General features: G+C 72.3%; 19 protein-coding genes. 12 read left to right on the forward strand and 7 right to left on the reverse strand.

What is annotated here, in order from left to right:
- Positions 1–120 precede the first annotated feature (120 nt).
- On the forward strand, positions 121–480 hold the full coding sequence (locus ACZ7G3_RS11600; RefSeq protein WP_470924912.1) for a hypothetical protein: 360 nt from the start codon (positions 121–123) through the stop codon (positions 478–480).
- Here ACZ7G3_RS11600 and ACZ7G3_RS11605 read toward each other — a convergent pair.
- Positions 458–1,150, reverse strand: a complete 693-nt coding sequence (locus ACZ7G3_RS11605) for a FadR/GntR family transcriptional regulator (RefSeq protein WP_470924914.1) — start codon at positions 1,148–1,150, stop codon at positions 458–460. The two genes, ACZ7G3_RS11600 and ACZ7G3_RS11605, sit on opposite strands and share 23 nt — an antisense overlap.
- A gap of 88 nt (positions 1,151–1,238) precedes the next feature.
- Here ACZ7G3_RS11605 and ACZ7G3_RS11610 point away from each other — a divergent pair, with 88 nt between their 5' ends.
- From ACZ7G3_RS11610 to ACZ7G3_RS11625, 4 genes are all read left to right on the forward strand, one after another.
- Positions 1,239–2,654, forward strand: coding sequence for a CynX/NimT family MFS transporter (locus ACZ7G3_RS11610; RefSeq protein WP_470924916.1), 1,416 nt, complete (start codon positions 1,239–1,241; stop codon positions 2,652–2,654).
- 202 nt (positions 2,655–2,856) lie between these two features.
- A complete protein-coding gene (locus ACZ7G3_RS11615; protein ID WP_426519409.1) occupies positions 2,857–2,973 on the forward strand; it encodes an SGM_5486 family transporter-associated protein in 117 nt (38 codons plus the stop codon).
- A gap of 183 nt (positions 2,974–3,156) precedes the next feature.
- Complete coding sequence (locus ACZ7G3_RS11620; protein WP_426599475.1) at positions 3,157–3,363, forward strand: hypothetical protein; 207 nt, start codon at positions 3,157–3,159, stop codon at positions 3,361–3,363.
- Positions 3,364–3,454: 91 nt separating this feature from the next.
- Positions 3,455–3,973, forward strand: coding sequence for a SixA phosphatase family protein (locus ACZ7G3_RS11625; protein WP_470924918.1), 519 nt, complete (start codon positions 3,455–3,457; stop codon positions 3,971–3,973).
- An 80-nt stretch (positions 3,974–4,053) separates the two neighbouring features.
- Here ACZ7G3_RS11625 and serB read toward each other — a convergent pair whose 3' ends face one another.
- Both serB and ACZ7G3_RS11635 read right to left on the reverse strand, forming a co-directional pair.
- Positions 4,054–5,298, reverse strand: coding sequence for a phosphoserine phosphatase SerB (serB, locus tag ACZ7G3_RS11630; RefSeq protein ID WP_470924920.1), 1,245 nt, complete (start codon positions 5,296–5,298; stop codon positions 4,054–4,056).
- Between the two features lie 637 nt (positions 5,299–5,935).
- Entirely contained in the window at positions 5,936–7,882 is a 1,947-nt protein-coding gene (locus ACZ7G3_RS11635; RefSeq protein ID WP_470924922.1) for a streptophobe family protein, read from the reverse strand.
- Between the two features lie 240 nt (positions 7,883–8,122).
- Between ACZ7G3_RS11635 and ACZ7G3_RS11640 the strand changes: the two genes are divergently transcribed.
- On the forward strand, positions 8,123–10,660 hold the full coding sequence (locus ACZ7G3_RS11640; RefSeq protein ID WP_470924924.1) for an FHA domain-containing protein: 2,538 nt from the start codon (positions 8,123–8,125) through the stop codon (positions 10,658–10,660).
- 118 nt (positions 10,661–10,778) lie between these two features.
- On the opposite strand, the gene ACZ7G3_RS11645 is transcribed toward ACZ7G3_RS11640, so the two are convergent.
- From ACZ7G3_RS11645 to ACZ7G3_RS11655, 3 genes are all read right to left on the reverse strand, one after another.
- Complete coding sequence (locus tag ACZ7G3_RS11645) at positions 10,779–11,489, reverse strand: transglycosylase SLT domain-containing protein (protein WP_426599470.1); 711 nt, start codon at positions 11,487–11,489, stop codon at positions 10,779–10,781.
- 300 nt (positions 11,490–11,789) lie between these two features.
- Entirely contained in the window at positions 11,790–12,950 is a 1,161-nt protein-coding gene (locus ACZ7G3_RS11650) for an S-adenosylmethionine:tRNA ribosyltransferase-isomerase (protein ID WP_470924926.1), read from the reverse strand.
- Positions 12,947–13,645, reverse strand: a complete 699-nt coding sequence (locus tag ACZ7G3_RS11655) for an SDR family NAD(P)-dependent oxidoreductase (protein ID WP_426599468.1) — start codon at positions 13,643–13,645, stop codon at positions 12,947–12,949. The genes ACZ7G3_RS11650 and ACZ7G3_RS11655 overlap by 4 nt, the downstream gene beginning before the upstream one ends.
- 217 nt (positions 13,646–13,862) lie before the next feature.
- Here ACZ7G3_RS11655 and ACZ7G3_RS11660 point away from each other — a divergent pair, with 217 nt between their 5' ends.
- The 3 genes from ACZ7G3_RS11660 (at position 13,863) to chpE (ending at position 16,059) form a co-directional block, all read left to right on the forward strand.
- A complete protein-coding gene (locus tag ACZ7G3_RS11660) occupies positions 13,863–15,008 on the forward strand; it encodes a GAF domain-containing sensor histidine kinase (RefSeq protein WP_426599467.1) in 1,146 nt (381 codons plus the stop codon).
- Positions 15,001–15,642 carry a response regulator gene (locus tag ACZ7G3_RS11665; RefSeq protein WP_426599466.1) on the forward strand — a complete coding sequence of 214 codons (642 nt, stop codon included), beginning with the start codon at positions 15,001–15,003 and terminating at the stop codon, positions 15,640–15,642. Before ACZ7G3_RS11660 ends, ACZ7G3_RS11665 begins: the two co-directional genes overlap by 8 nt.
- Positions 15,643–15,813: 171 nt before the next feature.
- Positions 15,814–16,059 (forward strand): chaplin ChpE, encoded by a 246-nt coding sequence (gene chpE, locus ACZ7G3_RS11670; RefSeq protein ID WP_426519431.1) that lies wholly within the window; start codon positions 15,814–15,816, stop codon positions 16,057–16,059.
- 249 nt (positions 16,060–16,308) lie between these two features.
- On the opposite strand, the gene ACZ7G3_RS11675 is transcribed toward chpE, so the two are convergent.
- Positions 16,309–17,097 (reverse strand): hypothetical protein, encoded by a 789-nt coding sequence (locus ACZ7G3_RS11675; RefSeq protein ID WP_470924929.1) that lies wholly within the window; start codon positions 17,095–17,097, stop codon positions 16,309–16,311.
- Between the two features lie 152 nt (positions 17,098–17,249).
- Between ACZ7G3_RS11675 and ACZ7G3_RS11680 the strand changes: the two genes are divergently transcribed.
- From ACZ7G3_RS11680 to ACZ7G3_RS11690, 3 genes are all read left to right on the forward strand, one after another.
- A complete protein-coding gene (locus ACZ7G3_RS11680) occupies positions 17,250–18,047 on the forward strand; it encodes an ABC transporter ATP-binding protein (protein WP_279566094.1) in 798 nt (265 codons plus the stop codon).
- Positions 18,048–18,100: 53 nt separating this feature from the next.
- Positions 18,101–18,532 carry an NfeD family protein gene (locus ACZ7G3_RS11685; protein WP_426519435.1) on the forward strand — a complete coding sequence of 144 codons (432 nt, stop codon included), beginning with the start codon at positions 18,101–18,103 and terminating at the stop codon, positions 18,530–18,532.
- A gap of 175 nt (positions 18,533–18,707) precedes the next feature.
- Entirely contained in the window at positions 18,708–19,658 is a 951-nt protein-coding gene (locus tag ACZ7G3_RS11690; protein ID WP_470924931.1) for an SPFH domain-containing protein, read from the forward strand.
- The last annotated feature ends 126 nt before the right edge of the window (positions 19,659–19,784 follow it).

Here is a 19,784-nt window from a genome sequence, read left to right on the forward strand (position 1 = left end):
GTGTCACCCGTTCGGCCCAGCCGGCCGGGCGGCGGGGCAGTCGACGGCACACGCTGGAGTACGAGTTCCCCACCACGCGCCTTCCCTCCCCAGTTCCCCGTACGGCCGAGGAGGTCCCCTGTGCGTCTGCTTTCCCGCCTGGCCTCAGTGACCGCCGCCGTCGCCTGCGTACTGATCCTGCCGTACGAAGCGGTGTCCCACGCGCGCGTGCCCGCCGGGGACACCGGGGACTCCGCGTCGGCGGAGCCGTTCGGCGCCGAGTGCCGGGTCCGCGTCGACGACTCCCAGGTGACCGCCCACTGCCACAACCCGTTCCCGGAGACCGACCACGTGCGCCTGCACATCGAGTGCGTCCGCTGGTGGGACCTCGACAGCGACGGCTCGGCGGTCGCGGCGGGGCCCGCGCAGACCGTGCGACTGGACGGACGCTGCTGGAAGGAGGTCCAGGCGGCGTGGGTCAGCCATCAGCGGGCGCGCTGATCCGGCCCGGACGGCACAGGAACGGATAGCCGGCCGCCTCCTGGGCGGCCGTCACCGCGTCCCCCACGCGGATCGCGTCGACCAGCCGCGTGTGGTCCATGTGCGTCTCCGGCGTCAGCTCGCCGCCGACGTCCACGCGCAGCCAGTCCCGCATCACCTCGCCCAGATCCGCGTACATCGCGGTCATCACGTCGTTGTGCGAGGCGGCCACGACGGCCAGGTGGAACGTCGCGTCCGCCGTCACGAACGCCTCCGTGTCACCCGACTCCCAGGCCTCCTCGCGGCGCACCAGCAGGGCGTCGAGCTGCTTGAGGTCCTTCTCCGTGCGCCGCTCGGCGGCGAGCCGGGCGGCGGCGGACTCCAGCGTGGAACGCAGCTCGGCGATGTGCCGGGGGTCGGCCTCGGCGAAGCGGCGCTGCATCACGCCCGCCAGCTCGCTGGTCGCCACGACGTACGTGCCGGAGCCCTGGCGGATGTCCAGCAGACCGTTGTGGGCCAGCGCGCGGACCGCCTCACGGACCGTGTTCCGGGCGACACCGAGCTGGTCGACCAGTTCGGGCTCGGTCGGGATGCGGGAGCCGACGGGCCACTCGCCCGAGGCGATCTGCTGGCGCAGGGCCGCGATGACCTGCTCGGACAGCGCCGAACGGCGGGGATGGCTCAGGGGCATGGCTCACCTTCGCACGCGAGTCCCGGCGGCGGACAGCCATCGGGCACCGGACGACACCGGAATGGACAACCAATCATCCCATGATTCTATGGTGGGTCTCATGGCTAGTGACGAAACCCGGACGGAGACTCGGACGGAGACCATGAGGTCCACGACCCCCGGCGAGGCGACCGCACGCGACGCCCGGGTACCCGGCGAGGCGCCCGGGGCACCCGGCACGCGCGCGTGGACGACGTGGACGACCCGCCTGCTCCTCCTCGGCATCGTCCTGGCCGCGCTGAACCTGCGCCCCGCCATCACGAGCCTGGGCGCGCTCCTGGAGGAGGTCCGCGACGGGCTCGGCATGAGCGGCAGCGTGGCCGGGCTCCTCACCTCCGTGCCCCCGCTCTGCTTCGCCGTGTTCGGGGTCACCGCCCCGCGGCTGGCCCGCCGCTTCGGGCCCGGCGCGGTGGTCTGCGCGGGCATGGTCGCCATCACCGCGGGCCTGCTCATACGCCCGTACGCCGGCGGCACCGCCGGCTTCCTGGCCGCCACCGCCCTCGCTCTGATGGGCATCGCGGTCAGCAACGTCCTGATGCCGGTCATCGTCAAGCGCTTCTTCCCCGACCGGGTCGGCTCCATGACCGGCCTGTACTCGATGGCCCTCGCCTTCGGCACCTCGATCGCCGCCGCGGCGACCGTGCCCATGACGAACGCGCTGGGCGGGGACTGGCAGCCCGGCCTGGCGGTGTGGGCCGTGGTGGCGGCGGCGGCCGTCCTGCCGTGGATCCCGTTCGTACGCGAACGGAGGGCACCGTCCACGCTCACGCCCGCCCCGGACCCTTCGGACGAGGCCCTCGAGGCCGACGAGGCCACCGGGAAGCCCGCGACCGCACGCCCTGCGGAACGGCAGGCGAAGCAGCCCGCCGAGCAGCCCCCGCTGCGGATCACCCGCAGCCGCACGGCCTGGGCCCTCGCCGTCTTCTTCGGCCTCCAGGCCACCGCCGCCTACATCACGATGGGCTGGATGGCGCAGATCTTCCGGGACGCGGGTGTGTCCGCCGGCACCGCCGGGCTGCTGCTCGCCGTCATCATGGTGATGGGCGTGCCGCTCGCCTTCGTCATCCCGCGCGTGGCCACCCGCCTGCCCCATCAGGGCCCGATCGTGCTGGTACTGGGTGTGTGCGGGCTCGCCGGATACGCCGGCCTGTACTTCGCGCCGGCCGGCGGTGCCTGGGCCTGGGCCCTGCTGCTCGGCGTATCCAACTGCGCCTTCCCGCTCGCGCTGACCATGGTCGGGATGCGGGCCAGGACGGGCGCGGGCGTCGCCCAGCTGTCCGCCTTCGCGCAGAGCACCGGCTACCTGATCTCCATCCCGGGTCCGCTGCTGGTGGGCGTGCTCTACCAGCACAGCGGCGGCTGGGGCCTGCCGATCGCACTGATGAGCGCCCTGATGGTGCCGCAGATGGTGGTGGGCTTCCTGGCGGGGCGCGACCGCACGGTGGAGGAGGAAGCGGCCCGCTGACTCCGGCAGGGGCCTGCCGGCTCCGGGGGGGTGGCCTCCTGACGTCGGCAGGGGCCTGATGGCTCCGGGGGAGCGGCCTCCTGACTCCGGCAGGGGCCTGCCGGCTCCGGGGGAGCGGCCTCCCGGCGTCGGGGCAGGGGCCCGCTGACGGCGGAAGCGGCCCGCCTGCCCCGGTGCGGCCGACGGATGCGAGACTTGCCGTATGCCAGTCCTCGACCCGAACCCCCAGCACGGCCAGAAGAAGATGCTGTACGTCTTCGGCGGCTTCCTCGCGATCTTCGTGATCATCGGCGTCATCGCGACGATCGCCGCACCGTGATCCCGCCCTCGGCCGCCCGACGGTGGGGTTAACCCCCCATCCCCTAGGGGGCGAGGGTCAGGGTCAAGTGGGTGGACCTCCGGATGGGTTGGGGCCCGCGGATTCCGTAGTTTCGAGATGTGCCCGCCACAGGCGGGCCGCGGAGCACGGACCAGGGACGCTCGAAGACCAGCGGAGGCACTCATGTCGGCCCCAACCCACACCCGGCCTCCCCGGACACCCGGGGGCGGCGTCGAGATCCGGCTGCCCTGGTGGGCCCTCACCCTGCCCGTGCTCGCATTCGTCGCGCTGCTCCTGCTGATACTCAATCCCGCCGAGGCCCACGCCACCGCCGGCGAACCCGCGATCGCCCACCTCCTGGAGCTGGTGCGGCAGCTGACCGGGCGCTGAGGCGGACCGGCGCCCCGGATCCGCCCGAGGCGGTGCATCCGCATGTCAACTCCCTGCGCCCCGTGGCCTGTTTCATGCGAAGCTGGATGCCATGAGCGTCGCAGAATCCCGCAGGATTGTCCTTTTCCGGCATGCGAAAGCCGACTGGCCACAGGTGACCGACCACGAGCGGCCGCTCGCCGATCGAGGCCGCAAGGACGCCGCAGAGGCCGGGCGCCGGCTCGCGGACACCGGCGTCCCCTTCGACCAGGCCCTGTGCTCCACCTCGACCCGGACCCGCGAGACCTGGAAGCTCGCCGTCGCGGAGTTCCCGCAGCGGCCGAAAACCGTCTACGAGGAGCGGATCTACGAGGCCTCTCCCGGCGAGCTGATCGCCGTGCTCAACGAGACCCCCGACGACCTGCGGAACGTGCTGGTGATCGGCCACAACCCGGGCATGGAAGCACTCGCCGAGATCCTGGCGGGCTCGGCCGAGGGCGACGTCCGCGAGCGGATGGGCCACCGGGGCTTCCCGACCGCCGCCTTCGCCGTCCTGACCTTCACGGGCTCCTGGAAGGACGTCGAGCCGGGCGCTGCCTCCCTGGTCGACTACTGGGCGCCGGCCGACTGACCCGCCCCCGCGCGACAGGGCCCGGCACCCAGGCGGTCCGGGCCCTCGCCGTACGAGCCGCCCGGGGCCGGGCGCGTGAGTCAGATCCGGTCGACGGGCAGGCCGACGCCCTCGCCGAGGCCTTCGTCCAGCGTGTCCGCCGCCTCCACCTCTTCGCGGGTGATGCCGAGCAGGTACAGCACCGTGTCCAGGAAGGGCACGTTCACCGCGGTGTGCGCCGCCTCGCGCACCACCGGCTTGGCATTGAAGGCGACCCCGAGCCCGGCCGCGTTCAGCATGTCCAGGTCGTTGGCCCCGTCCCCGATCGCCACGGTCTGCGCCAGCGGTACGCCCGCCTCGGCGGCGAACCGGCGCAGCAGCCGGGCCTTGCCCGCCCGGTCCACGATCTCCCCGGTGACCCGGCCCGTCAGCCTGCCGTCGACTATCTCCAGCGTGTTGGCCTGGGCGAAGTCCAGCCCCAGCCGCTCCTTCAGATCGTCGGTGACCTGGGTGAAGCCGCCGGAGACGACCCCCACCTGGTAGCCGAGCCGCTTCAGCGTACGGATCAGGGTGCGGGCACCCGGCGTCAGCCGTACCTCGCTGCGCACCTTCTCCACCACGGAGGCGTCCAGCCCCGCCAACAGCGCCACGCGCGCGTGCAGCGACTGCTCGAAGTCCAGCTCCCCGCGCATCGCGGCCGCCGTCACCTCGGCGACCTTGTCCTCGCAGCCGGCGTGCGCGGCGAACAGCTCGATGACCTCGTCCTGGATCAGGGTGGAGTCCACGTCCATCACGACCAGGCGCTGCGCCCGCCGGTGCAGCCCCGCCGAGACGACCGCGACGTCCACACCGAGCGCCGCGGCCTCGGTGGCCAGCGCGGTGCGCAGCGGCTCGGTCTCCACGCCGGACACCGCGAACTCGACAGCGGTCACCGGGTACTTGGCCAGCCGGAAGATGCGGTCGATGTTGCTGCCGGACTCGGCGATCCGGGCCGCTATGGCGGCCGTCGCCTCCGCGGTGAGCGGGTGGCCGAGCACCGTGACCAGGGAGCGGCCGAGACCGCGCGGCCGGTTGTCGCCGATACCGGAGATGATCTCCGCCTGCAGTCTCAGTGACTCCGCCCAGCTGTGCACGGTCGCCCGCAGATCACCCTCAAGGCTCCGGGGCGGCTCGGTCACGAGCGCGCACAGCACGATCCGGCCACGGGTGACTACCTGCTCGATGTCGACGACGTCGACGGAGTAGGCGGCGAGGGTGTCGAACAGGCCGGCCGTGATGCCCGGTCGGTCCTTGCCGAAGATCTTGACGAGAAGCGTGGGAACGTCAGAGGTCTGCGAAGCGCTCATGGTGCTCCCACCGTATCCGGCACCCGGTGCCTCCCGCCCCCGAGGTCCGCCTGACGGACACGGCCCCGCCGGGGCGGGCCCCGGCCCGCGCCCGCACGTTTACCGCTGCACCGGGGGTGCGGGGCGGTGCTGGAAGCGGGGGGCGATGAAGCCGGTGGCCGTTCACCCCCGGCGAGGACGCCCGCGTCCACGCTCCCCGGGGCGGTGGGTTCAGTGGTCTGGACTCAGGGCGGTGGGTTCAGTGGTCTGGACTCAGGGCGGTGGGTCCAGTGGTCTGGACTCAGGGTGATGGTTCCAGCGGTCCCCGGCTCAGGACGGTGGTTTCAGGGGTCCCCGGCTCAGGGCGATGGTTCCAGCGGTCCCGCTCCTCCGAGAGGGTCTCGGCCGACGTCCCGCTCCGCGCCCGGTCGGCCGGTTTCCCCCTCAGCTCCGGCGCCGAGGGCGGCGGGGAGCGGTCCGTCGCCCCCCGGGGGGGAAGGGCGATCGGTCCGGGCCGCTCCTGGAAGCGGAGGCCGCCGGGGGCGCTCAGGCAGTGGCTCCAGCGGCCCAGCGGCCCAGCGGCCCAGCGGCCCAGCGGCCCAGCGGCCCAGCGGCCCAGAGGAGCGACCGCGGCCGCCCCCGTTCGTGTCCGGGGTTCCTACTGACCGTCTCTGGGCCGCCGCGGTGGCGCCGGAGGCGGAGGAGGAGGCGGCGGGGGCCCCTCACCCCACCGGCCCGGCGGCCGGCCCCCGGGCCGTTCCCCGGGCCTCGGAGGCCGCCGCGGCGTTCCCGGCCGCGGTCCCAGCGGCCCGGCCACCGTAGGGGCGCCGTACACGTCGTCGCCGGATTGCTGCTCGTCGCCGTCGGGCTGCTGCCCCGCGCTCCCGGAGCGTCGGTCCACACGCCCCTCTTCCCGCCCGGCGCCGACAGGCGGCCGGGCGCCGGAGCCGGGCTGCCCGGAGCCCGGCGCCCGCCCGCCATCGAACGGCGAAGGAGTGCGCGACCCCGCCGGCCGCGCATCCTCGGGTCCTCCTGTCTCCGCTCCCGCTCCAGCCCCTTCCCCGAGTCGCAGGTACGGATTGGTGCCCGGGTTGGGCGGCCGATGCGGCGCGCCCGGCCGGTACGGCCCCGAGGGCGGCGGCCCCGCGTACGCCGTACCGCCGGCCCTCGCGCCACCCCCGCCCGCGCCACCCGCCCCCGCCGTCCAGGCACCCCGTGCCAACGCCGTCGCCCCCGCCCCCGCCGCCCCGCTCGCCCGTGCCAGCAACGCCCCGGCCGCCCCCGCCCCCGCGCCCCACACGGCACCCAGCAGCAGCGCCGTACCGAGGCGTCCGCGCAGGTCGACGCTCGCGCCGAAGGCGTCGACGCCGAGTACCGACAGTGAGGCGTCCACGGACACCTCCGTCAGCCAGACCAGCAGCGGCAGCGCCAGTGCGGTCCCGACGCCCAGCCGTACGGCGCACCGCCCGGCGAAAGCCGGCGAGCGTGCCTCGCCCGGCGCCACAGGAGTCCGTACCGCCGTCAGTACCCCGCTCATCAGCATCATCAGCGCAGCCGCCACCCCGAGCAGCCACACCCGTTCGTCCAGCTCCGCCAGCCGCCCGAGCGTGACCGGCCGCTCGGTGCCGGCGCCCAGCAGCTCGTCCAGCGGAGCCGGGAGAACCCGGACCAGCTCACCGGTGGCCCGCCCGTCCCACGGCACGAACAGTCCGATCGGAACGCCGAGCCACACCCCGTTCGGCGCGCCCAGCAACGCGGCCCCCGCGATCCGCCGGGGGTGGTCGTCGCCGGTCGCCGCGTAGGCCGCCGCCGCGAAGCCGGCCGCCACCGCCGTCAGCGCCACCGTGACCAGGGCGGACACGGCCGGCCGCACCACCCGGTGCACGGCCTCGCACCCGCGCGGCAGGGGAGCGCGGCGCGAGGCCAGCAGTGCGACCAGCAGGACCCCGGCCGACCAGACCAGGCCGCCCAGCAGCGTCGGCGCGGTGTCGACGGCGAAGCCGACGGCCACCTCGGCGTCGACGAGGTCACCGATCCGGTCGGGCAGCAGCCCGCCGATGTCACCCACGTCGCCGAGCCCCGGAATCTCGAGACCACCACCCCCGCCGCCGGGCAGGCCGTCGAGTCCGAGCGAGCCGCCGTCGATCGTGATGACGTCGTGGCCCGCCCAGGCCAGCCCGCCCGTCATCGCCACGAACAGAGCGATCACCGCGCCCGCGCGCGCGAGGAGTTCGGCGGGTGCGACCACGACTCCGGCCGCCCGCAGGGACCGCAGGAAGAAGAACGACAGCAGCAGCGCACCGACCAGACCCACGCCCAGCGGAGTCATCTCCAGGGCCGTGTGCGCCTCCGCCCCTTTCACCCCGAACGCCGACACGTCACCGGTCGGGGTGACCGAACCGCCCGCGCCGAGCGCCACGACCGCCGCGGTCATCGGGCCCAGCGAGCCCGCCGCGTCCGCGTCCAGCAGACGCAGACCGAGCGCCGCCGTTCCCGCCATGCCGATCAACGCCCAGCTCACGGAGGCGATCGCGGACAGCAGGACGTCTCCCCACGGCACCTTGGTGCCGTACTCCCCGGAACCGACGCTCGTGGACGCACTCATGGCAGACCCCCCGATCCGCTGCGCGGCCCAGTTGCCGCGCATGTCCCCCTCGCGTGGAATACCACTGTCCGGGCAGGTTTCAACCCCGTCAACGGGAACGGCCGATGGGCGCCTACGCGGTTTTCACAAGGTCCGACTTTCGGTCAGGGGCCCGAGCCTGAAATAGTGCCCCCCGATGTTCGACATCCCTGGACTCCCCGCTACGGGGGTACATCGGGGGACAACTCAGTGGGGCATGGAGTGCCGGAACTCGTACTGGAATCCAATGGACGGACCTGGACGCTCGATCCGTCCCGGTCATATGCGCTCGGACGCGATCCGCAGGGGGAGCTTGTCTTCGACGACGCCAGGGTTTCCTGGCGGCATGCCACGATCAGTTTCAACGGCCGCAGTTGGGTCGTCGAGGACCACGGCAGTACCAACGGCACGTTCGTGCACGGGCAGCGCATCCAGCAGATGGAGCTCGGCGCCGGCACGGTGGTGAACCTGGGCAACGCGACCGACGGACCGCGTCTGAACCTGACCGGAGCCCAGGCCGCCGCGGGCGCGCCGCAGGCGGCCCAGCAGCAGCCGTACGCCGCTCAGGGCGCGGACGCGGGCTGGGCGCAGCAGGCGCCGGCGCAGGAGCCGCCGCAGCGGCAGGCCCCGCAGCACGGGCAGCAGCAGGCCGGCTGGCAGCAGCCGCAGCAGGGTGCACCGCACTTCCCGCAGCAGCAGGGGACCGGTGGCGCGGCGGGGGCGCCGCCGGTCTACGGCGATCGCAGCCCGACCACGTTCCACCAGTTCTCGCTCGGCCGCGTGATGCGCATCGGCCGTGCCCTGGAGAACGACCTGGTCGTCTCCGACCTCCAGGTCTCCCGTCACCACGCGGAGTTCCACTCGACGCCCGACGGGCGCATGGAGATCCGCGACCTCGGCTCGCACAACGGCACGTACGTCAACGGCCAGCCGATCACCAAGGGCGGCTCCCAACTGCTCGGCCCGAGCGACATCGTGGGCGTCGGCCACTCGACGTTCCAGATCGTCGGGGACCGGCTCGAGGAGTTCGTCGACACCGGTGAGGTGTCCTTCTCCGCCCGTCACCTGACCGTCACGGTCGACGGCGGCAAGCAGATCCTCAAGGACGTCTCCTTCGGCGTGCCCGAGAAGTCGCTGATCGCGGTCATCGGCCCGTCCGGCTCCGGCAAGTCGACCCTGCTCAAGGCGCTCACCGGTTACCGGCCCGCCGACCAGGGCGAGGTCCTCTACGACAACCGGAACCTCTACAAGCAGTTCGCCGAGCTGCGTCAGCGCATCGGTCTGGTCCCGCAGGACGACATCCTGCACAAGGAACTGTCCGTCAAGAAGGCCCTGAAGTACGCGGCCAAGCTGCGCTTCCCGGCCGACACCACCGGCGCGGAGCGCGACGCCCGCATCGACGAGGTGCTGCGCGAGCTCAAGCTCGACATCCACAAGGACAAGAAGGTCACCTCCCTGTCCGGCGGCCAGCGCAAGCGCGTGTCCGTCGCCCTGGAGCTGCTCACCAAGCCGTCGCTGATCTTCCTGGACGAGCCGACCTCCGGCCTCGACCCGGGCATGGACCGCGACGTCATGCAGCTGCTGCGCGGCCTCGCCGACGACGGCCGCACCGTCCTCGTCGTCACCCACTCGGTGGCCGAGCTGGCGATCTGTGACAAGCTGCTGGTGATGGCGCCGGGCGGCTCGGTGGCCTACTTCGGCCCGCCGGAGGAGGCGCTGAACTTCTTCGGCTACGACACCTGGGCCGACGTCTTCTCCGCCTTCGAGAACTACCGCGACTACGACTGGGCGGGCCGCTGGAAGGGCTCGCAGCACTACCAGATGTACGCCGCGGACATCGACGCCGTCGCCCCGCAGGCCGTACAGGTCCCGGCGATGCAGGCGATGAAGCCGCCGAAGCCGCAGGGCTGGATGTCCCAGTTCGTCACGCTGGTGCGGCGCTACGTCTCGGTGATCGTCTCCGACAAGGGCTTCCTCGCCCTGATGGTGATCCTGCCGGCGGTGCTCGGCGCGGTGAGCCTGCTGATCGACGCCGACAAGGGCCTGCTGCCCAACCCCGCCCACCCGCAGACCGGCCGGATCGTTCCCAACGGCACCGCCACCACGGTCCTGCTGATCCTCGCGGTCGGCGCCTGTTTCGCCGGCGCCGCCAACTCCGTCCGTGAGCTGATCAAGGAACGGGTCATCTACGAGCGGGAGCGCGCGACCGGCCTGTCGCGGTCCGCGTACCTGATGTCCAAGGTCTTCGTGCTCGGCGCGATCACCGTGCTGCAGGGTCTGCTGGTCGGCGTCATCGGCTTCGTCAACCGGGAGATCCCGGAGGAGGGGCTGATCCTCGGAGGGCTGACACTCCTCGAGCTGTCCCTGCCGATCATGGCGCTGGGCTTCACCTCGATGATGTTCGGCCTGATCATCTCCTCGCTGGTGAAGACCGCCGAGAAGACCATGCCGCTGCTGGTCATGTTCGCGATCATCCAGGTCGTCTTCACCGGCTGCCTCTTCGCCCTGAACGGCGCGGTCGGCGTCAACCAGTTCTCGTACCTGATGCCGTCGCGCTGGGCGGTCGCCGCGGCCGGTGCCACGCTGGACTTCAACAGGATCAGCCCGCCGGAGAAGGGCGCCGAGGCGGACCCGCTGTGGGAGCACACCGTCGGCGCCTGGGGCCTGAACATGGCCGCGCTGATCGCCCTCGGCGTGATCTGCGGTTTCTTCGTGGCCCGCTTCCTGCGCCGCCACGAGCCCGAGGTCATGCGCAAGTGACCCGCGGCGTCATGCGCGGGTGACCCGCGGCCGAGACGCCCCGAAGGGCGGCACCCTCCTGAGGGTGCCGCCCTTCGGCGTTCGGTCGCGAGCCGGCGTGAAGAGGTCCGCGCTGACCTCAGTACGCGCTGTCGACGTTGTCCATGGTGCCGTACTTGTCCGCCGCGTAGTTGCAGGCGGCGACGATGTTGGCGACCGGGTCGTAGATGTTCTTGGAGGTGCCGGGCACGTGGTAGGCCTCGAACGTCGGCGGGATCACCTGGAGCAGGCCCTTCGACGGGATGCCGTTGATGGCGTTGATGTCCCAGTCGTTGATGGCCTTCGGGTTGCCGGAGGACTCCCGCATGATGTTGCGGTGGATGCCCTCGTAGCTACCCGGGATGCCGTGCTTCTTCATGATGTCCCGGGCCTCGCGGATCCAGCCGTCGAGGTTGTCGGCGTAGCTCTTCGTCGAGACCTGCTTGGCCTCGACGCGCTTGGCGGACCGGCTCGCGGTCTCCTTGGCCTCGCGCTTCTCCACGGCCTTCTCGGCGGTGGCCTTCTTGGCGGTGGCCTTGGTGGCCGCCTCCTGCTTCGCCTCGATGGAGGCGACCTTCTGGCCGGCACCGGCGAGCTGGCCGGTGACACCGGCGTGCACGTCCTGGATCTGCTCGGTGCTGTACGCCACCTTGGCCGTGGGAGCGGCCTCGCTCGTGGTCGTCTGGCCGCTGGCGGGGACCGCGGTGAGCGCGACGGCGGCGGCGCCGAGCGTGCCGACACCGGCGATCGCGAGCTTGTGGGTGCGGTTCAGGGGACGACTGTGACCACGGGTGAAGATGTTCTTGGGCATGGCGGGATAGACCTCTTCGAATAGCGCGGAGGTCGCTCTCGTCCGGTGGGGACAGTTGGTGCTTCCGGCACAAACGCCGCGGGGCGGGGCCCGCCGCGTTGAGCGACGAGAGCAATTCTTAGCGGTCGCAAAATCCGGAGGCAAAGGTGTGACGTACGATCCGAGGTAGTGGATCAGGCAGGGGTGAAACGGGGCAGATTGGACTATCCGCCCCGGTCAAAACGGACGAGTCGTTCTCCTACTCTCCTTCGTACGTGACGTGCACCCTATGCGGGGGCTCACACCGGCCCCCCGCTCTTCTCACCGTTGGTTGCTGAAGCAATGCAATCTGTGAGGGTCTGCGCCGTGCTCCTGCGGCAGGAGGAGATGGACGTCCCCGAACTCGTGCCACAGGTAGCGCCCCCGTACCGCCGCGTCGTACCCGCGGTCGAGCGCCACCCGCCCCGCCACCGCCTCCAGCATCAGCAGATGCGAGGCCTCGGGCTCGTGCAGCCCCGTCAGCAGCCCGTCCACCACCCGCACCCCGCGCTCCGGAGTCACGACCAGATCGGTCCAACCCGTCCGAGCCCGTACGAGTCCGTCGGCACCGGCCGCCGACTCCACCGCCCGCACGGCCGTCGTCCCGACGGCCACCACCCGGCCGTCCCCCGCCTTCGCGGCGTTGATCAGCCGCGCCGACGTCTCCGGCACCGAGAACCGCTCCGGATACGGCGGCTCGTGCGCCTCAGCCGAAGCCACCCCCGTGTGCAGCGTCACCGGCGCGAACTGCACCCCCCGGCTCACCAGCTCCGCCACCAGCCGCGCCGTGAAGGGCCGCGCCGCGCTCGGCATCTCCGCGCTGCCCGACCCGTCCGCGGACGGCAGCGCGAACACCGTCTGGTACGCGGACAACGGCTGATCCCGCTCCGTATAGGAGTAGCGAATGGGCCGCCCGTGCTCCCGCAGCACCACGGGCACCTCGGCTCCCGACACCCGTGCCCACCACAACCGCTCCCCGCGCGCACTCAGGGGCTCCTCCAGCACGAGCCGCGCACCGCCGGGCAGCCGCACCCTCGTCCCCTCCTGCCCTCCCGCCCGTCTCCCGCCCCCCTTCGAAGGAAGCGCTCCACGCCCTGCTCCTTCCGCTGCCCCTACCTCCGCACGCGCGCGCGTGGTGCCCCGCCCGTCGGGAACCCGCAGCTCCACCGCCCACCGGCCGTCGTCCCCGCGCGTGGAGAAGTGCACCACCACGCGCGCGTGCCCGACGTGCCCGTCGACGGCGGCCGCCAGCGTGGCCGACGTGTTGACGACCAGCAGATCACCGGCCCGCAGCAGCCCCGGCAGCTCACCGAACACGTGATGCGACACCTCGGTGCCACGCGACACCAGCAGCCGCACGGCGTCCCGGTCCAGTCCGGGCCCGCGCTGCTCGGCGGGCACCCGCGCCGACAGCTCCCGCGGAACGTGCGGCACCGTCGTCATCGCACTCCCTCCAGCAGCGCCGGAGCCCCGTAGCGGCCGCTGGCCGGCCGCTCGTCCAGGAGCCTGAGCAGCGCCGGGACGACACTCACCGGATCGGGCCGCGGATCGTCGTCGTCCGGTACGGCCGCCGCGTACAGGTCCGTGGCCATGTCCCCGGGATCGACCGCCCAGACCCGCAACCCGGGCTCCTCGGTACCCAGCACCGCCGCCAGCTGGTCCAGGGCCGCCTTGGACGCTCCGTATCCGCCCCACGTCTCGTACGCCTCCGCCGCGGCGTCCGAGCTGACCGTCAGCACCGCGCCCGCCCGGGCCGCCCGCAGCGACGGCAGCGCCTCCTGGACCAGGCCCAGCGCGGCCACGACGTTCACCTCCATCGCCCGCCGCAGCCCGTCGAGCGCCAGCCCCTCCAGCCGCACCAGCGGCTCCGCACCCAGTGCGCTCGCATTGCTGACCAGCAGGTCCACCCCGCCCAGCCGCCGGGCCGCCGCCACCAGCCCGGCCCGGTGTCCGGCGTCGGTGACGTCCCCGGGCAGCGCCGTCACGCGCGTGCCGTACGCCTCCAGCGCAGCCGCCGTCTCCTCCAGCACCTCCGGCGTCCTGGCGTCGAGCACCAGGTCCCAGCCCCGTGCCGCCAGGGCCTCGGCCAACGCCCGGCCCAGTCCCTTCGACGCTCCCGTGATGATCGCGACCGGCATGACACACGTCCCCTCGTCGTCCACGCCGCCTGATCGGCTCGGCGTGGTCCTCAACGTAGGAATCGGGCCGCACCGGCGCCTCGGGCACGGGCCGCAACCGTGCGGGGCCCTTCGCCCTAGGACCGGCGGGCAGGACCTCCGTCCTAGGACCGGCGCCCTAGGCGACGGCGGTCACAGGTCCGATCCCGGTGTCACACCCCGCCGGTACCGTGAGGACATGAGTCACGGCCCCCGGTCCGGCCTCGCCGCGGTGAGTTCCGCGCTGCTGGCCATGAGCAGGCACCTCGAGGTGCGCGACGTCCTCAAGACGATCGTCGCCTCGGCCCGCGAGCTGCTCGACGCGCAGTACGCGGCACTCGGCGTCCCCGACGACCACGGCGGCTTCGCCCAGTTCGTGGTCGACGGCGTCAGCGAGGAGCAGTGGAAGGCCATCGGCCCCCTGCCGCGCCAGCACGGCATCCTCGCCGCGATGCTGCACGAGGCCACGCCCCAGCGCCTCGCCGACGTCCGCAAGGACCCCCGCTTCGGCGGCTGGCCCTCCGCCCACCCCGACCTGGCCGATTTCCTGGGCCTGCCGATCCGCGACGGCGACGAGGTCATCGGGGCCCTCTTCCTCGCCAACAAGAACTGTGCGAGGCCCGAGGGCACCTGCGGCTTCACCCCGGACGACGAGGAGCTGCTGGGCATCCTCGCCCAGCACGCCGCGATCGCCCTCACCAACGCCCGCCTGTACGAACGCAGCCGCGAGCTGACCATCGCCGAGGAACGCTCCCGCCTCGCCCACGAACTGCACGACGCGGTCAGCCAGAAACTGTTCTCGCTGCGCCTGACCGCCCAGGCCGCCGCCACCCTGGTCGACCGCGACCCCGCGCGCGCCAAGGGCGAGCTGCAACAGGTCGCCGCGCTCGCCGCGGAGGCCGCCGACGAGCTGCGCGCCGCCGTCGTCGAGCTGCGGCCCGCCGCCCTGGACGAGGACGGCCTGGTCGCCACCCTCCGTACCCAGATCCAGGTCCTCGACCGCGCCCACACCGCACGCGTGACCTTCGCCGGCCACGGGGTCAAGGCCCTGCCCGCCGCCCAGGAGGAGGCGATGCTGCGCGTCGCCCAGGAGGCGCTGCACAACGCCCTGCGCCACGCGTCGGCGGAACACGTCGACGTGACGCTGCACCGGCGCGGCGCCGGAGCCGTACTGCGCGTCACCGACGACGGCAGCGGCTTCGACCCGCACGCGGTGCGCCGCGCGGGACGCCACCTGGGCCTCGTCTCGATGCGGGACCGGGCCGGCGGGGCCGGCGGCAGGCTGACCGTGTCATCGGCGCCCGGCAAGGGCACCACGATCGAGATGGAGGTCCCCGGTGGCTGACGCAATCAAGGTGCTGCTCGTCGACGACCACCAGGTGGTCCGCCGGGGCCTGCGCACCTTCCTGGAGGTGCAGGACGACATCGAGGTGGTGGGCGAGGCCGCGGACGGAGCCGAGGGGGTCGACCGCGCCGAGGAACTGAAACCCGACGTGATCCTCATGGACGTCAAGATGCCGGGCATGGACGGCGTCGAGGCGCTGCGCAGACTCCGCGAGCTGGACAACCGCGCGCGGGTGCTGGTCGTCACCAGCTTCACCGAACAGCGCACCGTGGTCCCGGCCCTCCGGGCGGGTGCGGCCGGTTACGTCTACAAGGACGTCGATCCCGACGCGCTGGCGGGAGCCATCCGCTCCGTCCACGCGGGCCACATCCTGCTCCAGCCCGAGGTCGCGGGCGCCCTGCTGTCCCAGGAGGAGGGCAACTCCGGCCAGGGGAGAGCGGGCGCCCTCACGGAGCGGGAGCGCGAAGTGCTGGCCCTGATAGCGGACGGCCGCTCCAACCGGGAGATCGCCCGCGCGCTCGTGCTCTCGGAGAAGACCGTCAAGACCCACGTCTCGAACATCCTGATGAAACTCGACCTCGCGGACCGCACCCAGGCCGCGCTGTGGGCCGTGCGCCACGGCGTGACCGGCTGATCCGTGACGGGTTGCCCCCCGTACGCGGCGGCAACCCGGAGGGTTCCCTTCCGGTCGGAGATTCATACCGTCGTGGGAATGTCCCCCATATGGCGCATCCTGCGAGGGGTCCGACCGTTCTCCAGTGCGTGCTGCGGCGACTGCCGCGGCAATCGCAAGGAGGGGTTGTAAGTGAAGAACCTGAAGAAGGCAGCGGCCGTGACGATGATGGCCGGCGGGCTGATCGCCGCCGGCGCGGGCATGGCCTCCGCCACCGATGGCGCCGTCGCCCACGGCGAGGCCATCGGCTCCCCGGGCGTCGCCTCCGGCAACGTCGTCCAGGCGCCGGTCCACATCCCGGTGAACGCCGTCGGCAACAGCGTCAACGTCATCGGCCTCCTGAACCCGGCCTTCGGCAACCACGGCGTCAACCACTGACCCAGGCCGGCCACCAAGCCCACCACGGCCTCCCGGGCCTCACCCGGGAGGCCGGTCGTGTTCCCGGCCCCACCCGCTGCGCCCGCCAGTGCTGCTGGGGCGGCACGGGCGGGCGGTGGGGGCACCTCCCGCTCGAGCGCAGCCGAGAGTGGGGGAGGCACCCCGCAGAGCCGGGCCGCGTGCCGCATCCCCGGCCCTCACCCACGCCGGGCACTCCTCAGAGCAACGCCCCCGCACAACCGAGGGACGTCACCGCACCCCCCGCTCCCGCTCCTCCACAACGGAGTTGTACGCCGCGACCTGCGCCCGCCGAGCCGTCCGCTCCACCGGCCGCAACGCCTCCCCCCGCGCCGCCATCTCGGACGCGCTCACCGCACCCCCGTGACCGTTCTCATACGCCAGGGACACCAAGGCCCCCACCCGCTGCGCCAACTCCAGCACCCGCACCGCCCGCGGCGGATACCCCGGCGCCAGCACCTCGCGCCCCCGCTCGGCACGGGCCCGGTACGCCGCGACCGCCGCCTCCGCCACCGGCCCCGACCCCGCGACGTCCAGCCGCGTCAGCACCTGCGTCGCGTCCCGCAACGCCTCCGCCAGCTCCCGCTCCGCCTCCCCGAGCGAGGGCACGTCGGCCGGCGGGGCCTCCCGCACCGGCAGGCAGTGCCAGACGACCTCGACATGGACATCACCCTCGGGCCCGGCCTCGTACACCTCCGGCACCAGCCCGAGCGCGGTACCGTGACAGATCACCGCCTCCTCGGCCTCCAGTGCCCGCGCGTTGAACTCCGGCGGTCCGCTCAGCCCCAGCGGATGCCCGGGCGCGGGCAGCGCGACCCGCAGTCCGGTCGCCCCGAGCGCCCGCAGCCGCCCCAGCGCCAGCGTGAGACCGACCGGCGCCGATTCACCGGGCAGCCCCTCCACCCGGTGCACCGCGTCCTCACCGACAACGGCGAGCGCGGCGTCATCCGGCGAGACCATTCCGGCAATAAGGGCATTTCCCCAGGCGGCAAGGCGCCCTGCGCGTGGTTCCGAGAGCATGCCCCCACCCTAAGGACCGGACCGATGGAACGGTGAAGCCGACCGGTGGCGTAGATTTCCTGGAGGGCCTGCGCCCACCGGCGCGGCGGCCCGAGCCACAGGCGTACGCGACAGCCGAGACCGGCCACAATGCAAGGGGAGACAACGCGCTCATGAGCGATGTTCTGGAGCTTCAGGACGTATCCGTGGTCCGCGAGGGCCGGGCTCTGGTGGACCAGGTCTCCTGGTCGGTGAAGGAGGGTGAGCGCTGGGTCATCCTGGGCCCCAACGGCGCCGGCAAGACGACCCTCCTCAATGTCGCGTCCAGCTACCTCTACCCCAGCAAGGGCACGGCCACCATCCTCGGCGAGACCCTCGGCGAGCCCGGCACCGACGTCTTCGAACTGCGCCCGCGCATCGGCATGGCCGGCATCGCCATGGCCGACAAGCTGCCCAAGCGACAGACCGTCCTGCAGACCGTGCTGACCGCCGCCTACGGCATGACCGCCGGCTGGCAGGAGGAGTACGAGGACATCGACGAGCAGCGTGCTCGTGCCTTCCTCGACCGTCTCGGTATGACCGAGTACCTGGACCGGAAGTTCGGCACCCTCTCCGAGGGCGAGCGCAAGCGCACGCTGATCGCCCGGGCCCTGATGACCGACCCCGAGCTGCTGCTCCTGGACGAGCCGGCCGCCGGCCTCGACCTCGGCGGCCGCGAGGACCTCGTCCGCCGCCTCGGCCGCCTCGCCCGTGACCCGATCGCCCCCTCGATGATCATGGTCACCCATCACGTCGAGGAGATCGCCCCGGGCTTCACCCACGTCCTGATGATCCGTCAGGGCAAGGTCATGGCGGCAGGCCCGCTGGAGCTCGAGCTCACCTCCCGCAACCTGTCCCTCTGCTTCGGGCTGCCGCTCGTCGTCGAGCAGGTCGGCGACCGCTGGACCGCACAGGGTCTCCCTCTGTCCTGACCGCCCCCCGTGCGCCCTGTCCCCGGTACGTCCCGCGGACCTACCATGGCCATGTGAACGACATCGACGCATGGGTGTGGTGGCTCGTCGCCGCGGCAGGGCTCGGAATCCCGCTTGTCGTGACCGCGATGCCGGAGTTCGGGATGCTGGCCGTCGGCGCGGTCGCCGCCGCCGTCGCCTCCGGGTTCGGCGCGGACGTCGTCGTCCAGGTGCTCGTCTTCGTCGTCGCCTCGGTCGCCCTCATCGCCGTCGTCCGGCCCATCGCCGCCCGGCACCGCTCCCAACGGCCGCAACTCGCCACGGGAACGGACGCGTTGAAGGGCAGACAGGCCGTCGTACTGGAACGGACCGACAGCTCCGGCGGCCGGATCAAGCTCGCCGGGGAGGTCTGGTCGGCACGCGCACTCGACACCGGGCGCGTCTACGAGACGGGCGAGGAAGTGGACGTCGTGGACATCGAGGGGGCCACGGCGATCATCATGTGACCTCGCCGGACGAAAGTGGACCGAACACCCCCCGAGGTGCGCGACGGTCTGTCAGACTCGACCAGCAAGATCCTCAACGGCCGTAAGATCAGCAGTCGTCGGGGTCAGTAAGCAGTCGTCAGGGTCAATAGGATCTGCCAGAGCGCCGAAGCGGAGAAGGGGACGGACAACCACGATGGGTCCGGTCGTCATCGTCTTGATCATCCTGGTGGTGTTGGTCTTCATCGCCCTGATCAAGACCATCCAGGTCATCCCACAGGCAAGCGCCGCCATCGTCGAGCGCTTCGGCCGGTACACGCGGACACTGAACGCGGGCCTCAACATCGTCGTCCCGTTCATCGACACCATCCGCAACCGCATCGACCTGCGCGAACAGGTCGTCCCCTTCCCGCCGCAGCCGGTCATCACCCAGGACAACCTGGTCGTCAACATCGACACGGTCATCTACTACCAGGTGACCGACGCCCGCGCCGCGACGTACGAGGTGGCCAGCTACATCCAGGCGATCGAGCAGCTGACCGTCACCACACTCCGCAACATCATCGGCGGCATGGACCTGGAGCGGACCCTGACCTCCCGCGAGGAGATCAACGCGGCCCTGCGCGGCGTCCTCGACGAGGCCACCGGCAAGTGGGGCATCCGCGTCAACCGCGTCGAACTCAAGGCCATCGAACCGCCCACCTCCATCCAGGACTCGATGGAGAAGCAGATGCGCGCCGACCGCGACAAGCGCGCCGCGATCCTCCAGGCCGAAGGCGTCCGGCAGTCCGAAATCCTGCGCGCCGAGGGCGAGAAGCAGTCCCAGATCCTGCGCGCCGAGGGCGAGGCCAAGGCCGCCGCCCTGCGTGCCGAAGGCGAGGCCCAGGCCGTCCGTACGGTCTTCGAGGCCATCCACGCCGGCGACCCGGACCAGAAGCTCCTCTCCTACCAGTACCTCCAGATGCTCCCGAAGATCGCCGAGGGCGACGCCAACAAGCTCTGGATCGTCCCCAGCGAGATCGGCGACGCCCTCAAGGGCCTGTCCGGCGCCATGGGCAACTTCGGCGGCATGGGCGGCGGTTCGGGCAGTGGCGGCGGCGCGAGCGTCCCGGCCCAGGAGCGGCGCGAGAAGCCGTCCATCGACTGACGGCATTACCCGCTACGCCGTTGGGGGGGGCCCCCCCCCCCAAAGGACTCCCCCCCACACGGTAGAGGCCTTTGGCGACGGGTATCCCGGCAGCCCGGGACAAACCCCCCTCCCAAAACTCCAAAC

This window comes from Streptomyces sp. NPDC037271, assembly GCF_055603605.1.